Source organism: Moorena sp. SIO4E2 (assembly GCF_010671945.1).
GTDB classification, from domain to species: domain Bacteria; phylum Cyanobacteriota; class Cyanobacteriia; order Cyanobacteriales; family Coleofasciculaceae; genus Moorena; species Moorena producens.
Window position 1 is genome coordinate 1 of record NZ_JAAHIE010000187.1, and the last position, 12,523, is coordinate 12,523.

Genomic DNA, 12,523 nt, shown 5'->3' on the forward strand with positions numbered 1-12,523 from the left:
GATGCGTTCCCACTGGTCATTCCGCAAAGCATAGCGGCGCGTCATTGTACCACTCCTGAAATTACTCAACTCGCCAAGAATTTATCTATTTTAAACTGGATTGACACCTATTTGATGACACGCCCTAAGGCTGCTGCCAAATTCTCTAAATTAGTGAGAATATACCGAGGTTTTTGGTCTGGTTTACCTATATCTTTTCGTCCTCTTAATATTAAGTTTTATTTCGAGATTGGAAATTTATGGAACCTACAGTGTATTTACGGATATCTAGAGAACAAATATCCCAAATATATTACGAGGTTCAACAATGAAAAAAATCGGTTCTACTACTCTACTCATGTTCGCTACACTCTCGGGACTTCTGTTGTTTCCTTCTGAAGTGAAAGCGGATGAGATCAGATACTGTTACAGTGTCCCTCGTTACTACGTTGAGCAGGATGCAGCTAACCATCGTGAAGCTTACGATGATGGTTATCAGGAGGGGCGACGTGATGCCAGCAGGGGTATAGCTTATGAAGAGCGCACCGCAGGGGGCGAGTTTAGTCGTGGCTATCGTCATGGATATTACGGTCGCCGCTACAGAGGTCAACGGCGTCGGGTTCCAGACCGCCGTAAGTACTACAACACCAGGGAGTGTCGTACCTACAACTATAACGATAAGGAGAATATGAAAGATGTTTTGGGCAGGATTTTGCAGCAATTTGAAAGGGATATACGTGCGGATATGAACTGGGACAACAACTCTCAAAGGTACGAGCAAAGGTACGAAGAGAGAAGCCAGGACAGATACTATCAAAGATATCAAAGATAGTTGTTCATGCAACTATTTCCATAACCCAGTCACTATGGTGCTACTACTACCTTATGAAAGCTTTGGGGAGTTGGTTGTGGTACACAATACGTGATTTTCGCTCCCGTTAGCTTTACCAGACCGTAGCCAAACCACTACATCTTTACCACTACCCATTCTTGATTTAATTGCGCTTTGAGTTATTTCAGGAAATTGCGATCGCTAAAAACCGGCAATAACTAGTTCTAGGCTTAGTTCAATAGACAACTGCGGCGAAGTCTACTCCTGAGACGTTTTATCAGCAGAACGTGGTTTAAGCAGAAATATTTCTATCCCATCAATGGGTTTCTCTCGGGTTTTAATCTGAAATTGCTCTTTAACAACAGACCGAAATAGCTTCGACGACTTGACATAAACTAGCCATAAACGAGATTGGGTTGAAGGTAAACTGCTAATCCAACCTTCTATCGCTTGCTGATCGTTTTTTCTAACCGATGGCGGGAGTACATCCTTAATCTCAATACTTGCAGAGCCATGATAGTAATGATTCAATGCCACAGGTATTCTCTGACCAATGGACCAAACAATCACATCACCCGGTTGTTCTTTGGTCGCAATGGTTTCTACTAAACCACGCCAATTTTCTCGATCGAGCACGGTATAGTAACGCTTTAGCCCACCACCAACAGCAATGGCATAGATCAGCGCTATCACCAAGGCACCAATACGCCATCGATGCCAAATGCCGATCCCAGCGGCTGCTAAAAGAATAAATAGGTATGGAGCTGCTAAGAGTAGGTAACGATTGACCCAAAGAGAACGAGAGACTTGGGACACTGAAAAGAACAGAACTAAGGGTAAAAACGCCCAAGCCGCAATCCAACCCAGCTTAGCTGAGCGTGGTTTGTTGAATAGCACAACACCCAGCAAGCAGGTCAACATGACAGAGTAGGCATTGTAAAACCAGTAGATGGCATTGGAATTGGCTCGACCAAAGGGCCAAGCTGTCAAGCGACCTGGCTGCATGATCACATCAACTACACCAGGACTAGTGCGTCCACCGAGATCACGAACTGATGTACCGGGTACTTTTACACCTCCCATAAATTTGGCGCTCTTAGTTACTAGTGGAAACACCCATGGCAGCCATAAAATACCAATCAGTAACAGTCCGACCCCGAAACGGAACAAAACACGAGGTTGATTGCGATACTTCCAGCCAAACACAACGATGTCTGGGAGCAGCAGCGCTACGTTAAGGGGTGTGCTGATAATTGCCAAGAATCGCAGAGCAGCCCATCCTAAAAGTAAGGGAGTAGTTGGACGTTCTAGGGCGTGGGTTAAGATCAGTGTGCCAGCAACACCAAAGAATGTACTCGGTGCGTACATCCGGACTTCTTGGGCATGATGGATAAACAGGGGTGAGAGGGCAACGATTAGGGCAGCAATTAAGCCAGTGGACTCTCCCATTAAGCGCCGACCAAGCCGATAGGTAACAAAAACAGTACCAATACTAAACACAACGCACAATCCCCGCAGCCAAGTATCACTACTGCTAACTATCATCCAGACTTGTAGGAGGATGTGATAGAGGGGGCGTGTACCATTAAAGACTTGCTCTAGGTGCTTGGCACGATGAATACTAATGAGTTCATCAACCCATAGGCTTTCTGTACCAAGTTGATAGACATACAATCCAGTCGCTAATACTAAGATTAAGGTAATGGGCATCCATGGTCGGAACCAATTTCCTCCCTCTAGGAGCGCTGGTGTTTTGTGGTTGTTGGCTTTCATGCTAACTCAATAATCAAAGCCCTAGAGCTTAGACCGACTAACTCAATAATCAAAGCCCTAGAGCTTAGACCGATGTTGATTTGTTTTTTATATCAGTAGAATTGCGAGAATCAGTAGAATTGGCAGAATTTGGTATGATCAGAAATAGATGCATTAAATCATTCTGTCTATAAAAGTTCTCGTTAGTAAATTCTTCGTGTCTTTCCAGATTAAAATGTTCTTTGAAAACAGTGCGAAACTTTTGTTCGTCAAAACCTGTGCCGCACAGTAGCCACAGCCGCGAGGGAATAGGTGGCAAGTTATTTAGTGCTTGCTCTACGACTGGCTTTTTGACTCGATCAGAAGGACAAAGTTTACTTCGGGAATAGATCGGAGCATCTCCACTATAGTAATGATCCAGCGCTGAGGTCATTTTTTGCGAACCTATGGATAAAAAGATGGTATCACCAGGTTTTTCATTAATGCTAATTGTTTGTGCTACACTGCGCCAATCTTGGCGATCCTGCACGGTGTAATAGCGTACTAGTCCAGTGCTAACGGTAATAGTATAGATAATTGCTACTGCGATCGCCAAACTCCGTTTCCAACGCCACAATCCCATCAAGCCAGCGGTCAGAATAATCAAAATGTATGGGGATAAAAACAGTATGTAGCGGTCTATCCATAATCGTTTAGAAACTAAAAAAATCATCACTGACGGTATAAATGCCCAAGCAGCAATCCAACACAGGCGTGGTTTGTGGTTTTTGTGGATTATGGCAATACCGATCAAGCCAGCTAATAGTAGACTGTAGGATTGATAAAACAAGCTACTCAGCTTCGATGTGGAAGGAAACGGAAAGGCAGTAAAATTCTTTAACTTACGTAAAACATCCACAAAACTGGGAAATGAGTGTCGAGTAGCCGATGGATCAATTTTGGCGATGAGATTAAGAGCCTTGCTTAGGAAGGGCAGGGTTCCAGACAATAGAGATAACAAAGATGGTAACCACAACAGGATTACCAGTAACAGCCATTTGCCGAAAGCTAATAATGTAGCGCGTTGCTTGCGAAACCGAAACCATACTAACCAGATGTCCGCGAAGAGCAGGGTGGCATTTAGTGGTGCAGTTAGGGTTACCAACAGTCGTAGGCTAGCCCACCAAGCCATTGAGGTGGTAGTAGGATTCTCAAGAGCATGCACTAGCGCTAGGGTACCACCTAGACCGAGACAAGTGCCTAGGGTGTACATACGAACCATTTGGGCAAAATTGATGAACAGGGGCGATAGAGCCAAGAGGAGGGCAGCAATCAAGCCCGTTGGCTTTCCCCCTACACGACGACCAAGCTGGTAAGTTAGAAATACACTGCCCAATCCAAACAAGACAGACAACCCCCGCAACCAAGCATCGCTGGTGCCAAACTGCATCCACAGCCACAGCAGGATGAAATACACTGGGCGGATTAGACCCAGATGGCCTGGTAAGCGTTTGGCATCATTAACACTGTAGAGTTCATCCACCCACAGGCTCTCTGTGCCGAGTTGATAGAAATACAACCCAGCCGCCAATAGCAAAATTAAGGCGATGGGAATCCATTGCCAAAGCCAATCTGCTTGGATTGAGGTTTCTGTTGAATTAAGTTTTTCTGCTTTCATGCACCTGACCAACCTTATCTAGAATCAGTATTAAGAACCACCATGATCAGACCAGGGTTCATCATGGCTCAGGAAAGATGGTTGATCGCCATCAACAAAGAACGATTAACCTCTTACCAAAGTAAATTGGGACACACGGCCATATTACTTATCAGCCTTGTTTTAGACATTTATGCAAAAGATCTATTATTGTCTCCATCACCTGATCACCTGATCACCCCATCACCCTTGGCCTCTATCTTGCCAATGGTTTTCTGCCGTCAGTTTTCCCAAACCCATACCATGCCAGTCCTACCAAGGGTGTAAGTACTACGATTTCCCACAGTATTCCCAAGAAGTTAGGAATACTCAAGATGGTGCATACCATACCCAATTCTGGATTAAAATAATCAAATCGGGCAAAGATGGTAATAGGTGAAATAAAATACTCTAGGGAAAAAGGCCAGAGTGCCTGGACTCCGAAAGGTGCTGTTGGGTCAGCTACTAGCATATCCAACAGGAGGTGGCTTCCATAAACTAGAGCTGCCCAAATTCCCCATCGGAGCCGATTTAACTTCCAACGCCCCACTAGCCAAGCAACGAAGATGCCAATTATGGCGGCTACTATCAAGCTGTGGGTAGCCTGACGGTGAAAAGCTCCTGGATTTCCCAGCAGCAGCAATCCAGGCAGAATGTCTATGTCTGGCAAATTCGTGAGCAATACTGAACCATACAACAGCCGAGTTTGCTGATGCCAAGCTACATAAGGGCGTGCCAGAACAAATCCACAAATACCGGCAAATGTGTGTCCTACTGGTGATGGCATGTGATTAATTGGTAATTGGTAATTTATATTTGGTAATTGGTAATTCATATTTGGTAATTGGTAATTTATATTTGGTAATTGGTAATTGGTAATTTATAATTGCTCTGACTATTGTTTATTGATCACCATTACACCTGATTACCTGATCATCCGATTACCTGATCATGACCTTACCTGATCAGCCGATCACCTGATCTGAGTTAATCACCTTTACTTGCGCAAAGCGTATACAATTCCCCCCAGCAGCCCCTGAATGATCACGATTCCGTAAGCCAGCCAAGCAAAGGCAATGGCTTCGGATCTGGCAATATTGTAGCCGTAAGCCGCAAAAAAGAATACAAATGCATTCTCACGGAGACCAATGGCGTTGATCGATACAGGCAACACCATGATCAAGGAGACTAGGGGAATGATCAGAAAGAAACTAAGAAGGGGAACCGGTAAATCCAGGGCCTTTGCAATTAGGTAATAATGAGCGATGACACTGATTTGCACCATCAGTGACAACCCCATAGACATAGCCAAGGCATGTTTGCGGTTCCCAAAGGCTAGGAAAGCTTTAATAATATTCAATACCTTGTTTTTTATGGGGTGCCAAAAGGGTAGTTTGATCTTGCTAATAACCCTTGAAATCTTCTGAGAGGGTATGAAAATCATCGAGACTACAAGCATAATTGCTGCCGTACCTAGCATCACCCACAGATTAAGTAATGGTAACTGGGCAATCAATGTCTGAGAAAAAAACAGCGCCCCGAGGCCAAACAGCATCAAACCCAGTAAACCGAGGAAACGATCCAAAAACACAGTGGCTAGTGCGACTGATTTGCTCGTTCCCAACCGCCAGGCATCATAAGCCCTAACAGCATCCCCACCAATGGTGGAGGGCAAAAAATTACTGAAGAAAATGCTGACCATGTAGGACTTATACAAGTAAGGGATGGTAGCTTTCACATTCTGAGCCAAAAGTAGTACCCGCCACCGATGAGCTCTGATGTAGTAACTGGCTAAGTAGACCACAAACGCTGCCATTAACAGAGGAATGTTGGCAGAACTCACAGCTAGGAAAATGTCAGGCAGATTGGTCTTGCGCAACACCCAAGACAGTAGCGCTATGGAAACGCCGCATTTAATGATCGTAAGAATCAATTTTTTCCTAGCAGCTAACCTTTTTTCCATGGTTTTTAGTTTATGGACTGTAGTAGTTCCAAGTCATCTTACTGCGGCGGTAGTGGTTTTGAGTCCATAGCCGTGGGCGATCAAGATTGGGATTGGGTTCGGGGTTGCTGTAGATGTCCAGCTGATTCCCATTGAGAACCATCACCTCTTCCCGCCAATCCCCAGATACATCAGCAACGTAAAGTCTCGCCGCCTGTTCTTTGAACCGATGGAGAAATTGCCCACTCAGGGCATCGAAAATCCCCACGTCTCCTGGTTTATGGCGCTCTTTGACAGCCACTAATTGCCTCGACTCTCCTGTCCAATCAATCGGGACGATCACCTCTACACCTTTGTCTGTCCATCCCTTGGGAGCAACATCATCCATTTGATAGTTAGCAATCAGTTGACCTTGGGCATCAAAGACAAAGGGTTTCTGGTGCTTCTGGTAACGGCTGCGGCACCACACTTCTAATCCCGGTCGTTGGGGGTCAAAATCACCAATGGCAGCATTTTGTGGTTCTTGATGCTTGTAGTGGGTTTTCCAAATTACGCGATCGCGGTTATAAAGGAAAACCCGATTGCCACCCCCCTCTTCCAGAGCGACTACCTCTAATCCTGGAATGTCTGGACGCACATCAGCCACAAACAGGGAGTCAATATGACCTTTTATGGGAATTTTCAACAACATCTCTCCGTCGGGTGAGATGATTGTCCCACCCAAAACCTCATCTTTGCCATCTCCGTCGAGATCTGCCACCCGTGCCCCATTGTGAGCATTGGCAAGGAAATCATCTCGGCTCCACAATGGTTGAAGGTTTTCACCTTTGAGTAGGTTGTCTAGGGGATAGGCTGCTAGATAACGACCCATACGGTATCCTTCAGCATTAGTGGCCTGAAGTAGTAAATCGCGATCGCCTTTGCCCCGGAAATTGGCTACTACTAAGTGCTCCCAACCCTCTGTACCTTCTGGAGATGGGAGTTTTATAGTTTTCTGAGTCTCTCCATTGAACCCCTCAACAATATGGAGGGTATTGTCCTTGGTTAAAAACAGAACTTCTGTCTTTTGATCTCCATCTACATCAGCTGCTTGGACACCGGGGGCCTGGTTTCCTGGCAATCCTTGGCTCTCTGACTTCCCAGTTACCTGGATATTGATTGACTTGCTCCAGAGTGCTTTACCAGAATGACTGTAAGCTGCTATATAACCTGGCTTAGTAATGATCAAATCTTTCTGACCATCATCATTGATGTCTGCTGCAATCAGTCCACCGAGACGGCGATCGCTGGCAGCAGGCTTAAGTTCAATAACTTGAGGTTTAATCGTGGAATAAGGCAAATTCGACACTTTAGCAATACCTCTTTTTGCCTTGGATTGCTCCACACATCCCCAGCTTAAACAACTATAAAAAATCAATAATAAACATATTTTTAATTGAACTCGCCTCTGGCGTAATCGGTACAAATAGTTCTGCATTTCTATAGATAGTATCAATAGAGATTATCAATTCTTCAATAGCCCTAAGCGCTGTTGCATCTTTCTCAAGATGATCAGATCCGCTTTCTCTATGCCCATTGCCCATAACAGCAGTACATAAACTAGAAACACAACTCCAGCAGTAATAACCAATACCAGAAGGTAAGGCATAAATGAAACCCAAGAGTGTACACCGAGACCGATCAAAACAGCGAGAGTTCCTGCCCCTATGGTTTTTAAGTAGCTCCAGTTGAACCCATGAATATGCAAAACTAGGTAGACTTGCAAGATACGCAGCAGATTTACTGCTAAAATACTGATTCCTGTTGCCACTGCCGCTCCCATCAGTCCCCATCGTGGAATCATGAGCATATTTAATCCGATGTTGGTGATCGCTAACACCACGTCCCCAAAGAGCTTGAGATATTGATGCCCTGACATTGCTAGTACGTGCATGGCTAATCCTCCCGGACCAGCTCTTGCTAATTGCCCTGCTGCTAGAATTGTTAGAGGTAACGATCCGATTTCAAATTCTGAACCGAAAACACGTAGGATATCTTTACCAGCTACTACCACAATTAAGAACAGAGGTACAGTCAAGGAGAAGCTCCAGCGGGCAGCAGTTCTAAAGAGTTTGTCTAATTCTTCAAGCTCTCCGTTACTATAAAGGTTAGCAATCATCGGTGTGAAGATTGTTACCAACGAGCGAGTGAACAGAGTCATCAACAGTGCTGTCTGGGAAGCGGCCCGGTAAATCCCCACCTCTGCTACAGGTCGAAAATATCCCAGCATTAAAGAGTCTGTCCAGAGCATCACCAGCCACAAAAAACTTCCGAAAGATAAAGGGAGGGAAAAGGCAAGTAGTTGCCTGGTTTCGAAGACAGGGGTGATATTTCTGCTCAATAGGGCAGGAAAGATACCTCGAATAAAATGGACGGTGAAAGCTAAAGACACGATTACAGCAAGTAGCCAAGCAATCGCTGCCCCCCACAGTCCCCAGCCAACTTTACATAGTACTACAGCTAATATTAAGTTAATTAATGGTAGCAGAAGCTCCCAAACATAAACTTTGTATGCTGTTATCTGAAATCCTGTAGTAGCAAATGCTCCTACTGTCATACTAGCCCCGAAAGGGAGAGCGATCGCGAACACCCGCAGTGCAAGAGCAAGGTCTGGTTGACCAAAAATCCCCTGGGCAATAAGGTCAGATCCCAAAAATAGACCGATTCCAAATACTATACCGCTGAGGAAAGGTAGTCCAATCCCCTGTAGTAAAACTCCTTTGAGCCGACCATTATCATCTGTACCATGATGGATTGAGACATAGCGTATAGCTCCAGTTTCAAGCCCCATCCTAGAAAATAGTTCTCCGAGTTGGTAGATGATCATTGCCAAGGTGTAAAGTCCGAAGACTTCTGCACCCAGAAGCCAAGCAAGCACTACTTGAGTTACATACTTGAAAGCAGTACTTATGACTTGACCAAGGAAGGATAAACCAGCTCCTTTGACAAATTTGTTGAAGGTGGCATTAATTGGTGCCACTAGATATCTCCTCCACTGTTTCTATCAGTTGCTAAATTCCCAATCTGAGGCGACAATAGATCTTGAGTCTCCGGATGCCGTCGATATGACCTTTAGTGTTTTTAAGCATTGCCAGTATTTTCCGTGGTGGATGTTCAAGGAACCGAAATTGCATCACCTCTAGACCCGAAATTTGAGGTTGATGCCACTGCCTCTCGTACCCATAGCGCTCAAGTGTTCCTCCTGCTACAGCTTCAAAGATACGAAGTTCACGCTCTGTCATTTCACTGCGCCATTTGCCAGCGTTACTGGTCAGAGGAGGTCTAGAAAGATTTTTCTGGTTTTTCTGGTCAGTTGGATAGGATGCACCAACCTTATGGAATTCCAACATTTCAGGGGCAAATTCCTCCTTAAGAAAGGTGCAAATCTTTCGAACTATACCTTCAGGTTCCAACAATAATTCTTCGTATCGGACTTCTAAAAAAGAGTCATCATTGAGAGCCGTTCTCAACTCTTCCACAGTTTCAAGATACTCTCGCCATTTTTGAGCAAGTGGGTAGATGTGCTTTGGACCAAAGCGAGAACCCTTCCAGGATAGAGCCACATCGCGGCCATCTCGCACTATATGAAGCACTTGCAAATTGGGAAAAGCATTGAAAATTTCGCGCCAGTAGAAAATATGGGCAGGCGTCTTTTCTCCCCAGCGTTGTTTACCTTGGGCATTAGTCCAGGCACCCATGATGCCATCAACTATGCCGTGAAAGTCAAATCTATAGATAGCTTCAAGGGTGTGCTCACGATTGGGAGGGGGAGACCAGTCTCTCATGACCTCGGTTGTCAGGATATCGTCTACCAGACGCTCACGGTTTTGAATCAGCTGTAGGTTACCGTAGTACTTCAGCCAGGGATAAAACGTATTATAGAGGTGAGACTCGAATGGTATAGCAATTCGTGGATGGCAGCCAATAATCCGACTCAGAAGGGAAGTTCCAGAACGAGGACATCCAAAGATGAAGATTGGGGACTCTGAAATACCTAGGTCTGATTTAGATTGGGAAGTCGGTGCTAGACTCAAATTTTTGGTTTGATTCATCTACTTAACTTCTCTTAAATTACTCATAATTTTTATCGAGGAAGCTTATTAAACCTGCTAAAATAAAGGAATTATATACAAGACCAAGATATGGTACAAATATTGACGTTTAGACTTGGATTTGCTGACGCATTCGAATTACCCTAGCTGGAACCCCAATCGCAACAGCATAATCAGGAAGGTTTTTGGTAACTACAGCACCTGCACCAACAATACACCCTTTGCCAATCCGAACTCCATCGAGAACAATTGCTCCGGCACCCAACCAAACATCATCACCAATCACCACTGGTCCTTTAGAATAAACTCCCTGTTCCATCATGGGAATATCCAAACGATCTGATAGATACCGACCACCCCCAATGTAACAGTTACCAGCAATTAAGACAGAACTGCCAATAAAAATGCCAGCACCTGAGGAGATAATAGCATTACATCCAATATCAGTTTTTTTACCAATAACTACAGGACCAGTTTTTCCCTGAATCACACAATTCCTGGAAACAATAACATCGTCTTTTATAGTTATTCCATCCTCTCCAGCACCGCTAGCATCCAGGAGAGCATAATCGTCGATAGCGATGCGGTTTTCAAGAGTAATATTTCCAGGATGACGTAAAACAATTCCCTTCCCCAAAATAACTCCAGAACCTACAGCCTTGAAAAGGGGAGAAAAAAAATTTTTTCTCAATAGATATCCAGCTCCACCAGCCAGATTACCAAATAAAAAAGTAGCTAATTCATATTGAACTAAAGATAATAACTTATTATTTCCTATAACCTTTGCTTGATAACTCTTCAATAAAGAAGAATCTTTTTTATTGAGTTGCTCTGTTAAAGAAACTTTGGATATCAATTTTTTTTCTTTATTGGCTATCATAATCAATGCTATTCTCAACTAGGTTAACTTTTGTTCGGAAACTAATTTAGGATTTTTAATAGATATCCATCCTTGGTCAAGATACCATTGGGCTAATTCCTTTAACCCTTCTTCATCGGAATGGACAGGCACAAACCCCAGTAAATTTATCATCTTTGCTGTGTTAAATGAGCGGTCTTTTGTATAAAACGCTAGCCGTCTTCGATAAATAGGTGGTTCTATGCCCAGGGGACGACAGATGAATTCCAAAAAATCACCTAAGGCAAACAGTGGCGCAGCTGGCAAACTAATGAATTTAAAGGAAATTCCATAGTATTCACTAATAATAGAGACCATTTTTTGAAAGGTTATCGCCTCCTTACTGCCACAAATAAAAACTTCTCCCACTGCTTGAGGATGGGTGGCTGATAGTATAAAAAAATTGGTCAAATCATCAACATGAATTAAGTGCAGTAAGTTACTTCCATTGCCAATTATTGGTATCCACTTACGGCCAACCATTTTGAAAATTTTCAAAAACCGTTTCTCCCCAGGACCGTAGATTCCTGATGGTCGTACCACAGTGACTGGTAAGCCTTCCTTTTTAGCAAAATCTCTGATCCACAGTTCTCCTTCTAGTTTGGTTTCTTGATATATATCTCCAGGATGCATTGGACAATTTTCATCACCAGGAGGATTTTCGACATGACCATGAACACCAATTGTTGAAACGTGAACAAAACGCTGAAATTCTGGCTCTTCTAAAGCGTACTTTGCTAGCAATTGTGTGCTTACAACGTGGACATTGTAGTAGACATTGTCAGCAGATTTTGCTTCTCGAAAAGGAGTTACAATATGAAAGATATAGTTAACTCCTTTGATGGCTTTCTTGATTAACTCTTCATCAAAAACATCCCCTCTAATCCATTCAATTTTAATGTCTTTAAAAGGCTCAATTTTAGAACTAGGACGTGCAATAGCGACGATATCTAAACCTTGTGCGACTAATTTACGTACAAGAACTGAACCTGTAAACCCTGTAGCTCCAGTCACTAAGACGCGACTGCCAGTTGGGAGTTTGAATTGAGTATCTTCCATATTCTACTGTCTTAGCTAACCTAAAAAATATTGGAATTTAACCAAGCAAGTTTATACAATTAATTTTAATCGGCATCTGGCTTAAGTCTTGGTAAGCTTTAAAATTACGGGTGAACCAAACAAATTAGTCAAGCCTGAGAGTCGAGCTAACTTCTCCATAAATGAAGAGAAGCTAGGAGATTTTAAAGTGCGATGGAGTACCATAGGCACAAAGAATTGGGGATAGCGCTCAGCTTTGCTCAGACCAATAGATTTAAAAAATTCTAGAAGCTCATGTTCCTTATAACAGATAAAC

Annotated in this window: 11 protein-coding genes and 1 pseudogene; 2 read left to right on the forward strand and 10 right to left on the reverse strand. The window is 43.6% G+C overall.

Annotated features, from left to right (window positions below):
* Positions 1-378, forward strand: a 378-nt coding sequence (locus F6K37_RS19185; RefSeq protein ID WP_287251602.1) for a hypothetical protein, incomplete at its 5' end; no start/stop codon positions are given.
* Positions 308-811: a hypothetical protein gene (locus tag F6K37_RS19190; protein WP_287251604.1), complete on the forward strand. Its 504-nt coding sequence runs from the start codon at positions 308-310 to the stop codon at positions 809-811. The genes F6K37_RS19185 and F6K37_RS19190, both read left to right, overlap by 71 nt.
* A gap of 258 nt (positions 812-1,069) precedes the next feature.
* Here the strand turns inward: F6K37_RS19190 and F6K37_RS19195 are convergent, their stop codons facing one another.
* From F6K37_RS19195 to F6K37_RS19240, 10 genes and pseudogenes are all read right to left on the reverse strand, one after another.
* Positions 1,070-2,584, reverse strand: a complete 1,515-nt coding sequence (locus F6K37_RS19195) for a glycosyltransferase family 39 protein (protein ID WP_287251606.1) — start codon at positions 2,582-2,584, stop codon at positions 1,070-1,072.
* Between the two features lie 64 nt (positions 2,585-2,648).
* Positions 2,649-4,220 carry a glycosyltransferase family 39 protein gene (locus F6K37_RS19200; RefSeq protein ID WP_008180963.1) on the reverse strand — a complete coding sequence of 524 codons (1,572 nt, stop codon included), beginning with the start codon at positions 4,218-4,220 and terminating at the stop codon, positions 2,649-2,651.
* A 235-nt stretch (positions 4,221-4,455) separates the two neighbouring features.
* Entirely contained in the window at positions 4,456-5,073 is a 618-nt protein-coding gene (locus tag F6K37_RS19205; RefSeq protein ID WP_008180962.1) for a metal-dependent hydrolase, read from the reverse strand.
* 162 nt (positions 5,074-5,235) lie between these two features.
* On the reverse strand, positions 5,236-6,201 hold the full coding sequence (locus F6K37_RS19210) for a lysylphosphatidylglycerol synthase transmembrane domain-containing protein (protein WP_008180961.1): 966 nt from the start codon (positions 6,199-6,201) through the stop codon (positions 5,236-5,238).
* A 10-nt stretch (positions 6,202-6,211) separates the two neighbouring features.
* The gene (locus tag F6K37_RS19215) at positions 6,212-7,528 is read right to left on the reverse strand and encodes a rhamnogalacturonan lyase family protein (protein ID WP_229414356.1); all 1,317 of its coding nucleotides are present in this window, start codon (positions 7,526-7,528) and stop codon (positions 6,212-6,214) included.
* A gap of 156 nt (positions 7,529-7,684) precedes the next feature.
* Positions 7,685-9,199, reverse strand: coding sequence for a flippase (locus F6K37_RS19220; protein WP_008180958.1), 1,515 nt, complete (start codon positions 9,197-9,199; stop codon positions 7,685-7,687).
* A 31-nt stretch (positions 9,200-9,230) separates the two neighbouring features.
* Positions 9,231-10,271 (reverse strand): sulfotransferase family protein, encoded by a 1,041-nt coding sequence (locus F6K37_RS19225; RefSeq protein WP_008180956.1) that lies wholly within the window; start codon positions 10,269-10,271, stop codon positions 9,231-9,233.
* Between the two features lie 109 nt (positions 10,272-10,380).
* Positions 10,381-11,169, reverse strand: a complete 789-nt coding sequence (locus F6K37_RS19230) for an acyltransferase (RefSeq protein ID WP_287251608.1) — start codon at positions 11,167-11,169, stop codon at positions 10,381-10,383.
* Positions 11,170-12,228 carry an NAD-dependent epimerase/dehydratase family protein gene (locus tag F6K37_RS19235; RefSeq protein WP_008180951.1) on the reverse strand — a complete coding sequence of 353 codons (1,059 nt, stop codon included), beginning with the start codon at positions 12,226-12,228 and terminating at the stop codon, positions 11,170-11,172.
* A gap of 81 nt (positions 12,229-12,309) precedes the next feature.
* Positions 12,310-12,523: pseudogene (locus tag F6K37_RS19240) on the reverse strand (class I SAM-dependent methyltransferase); the annotation flags it as partial.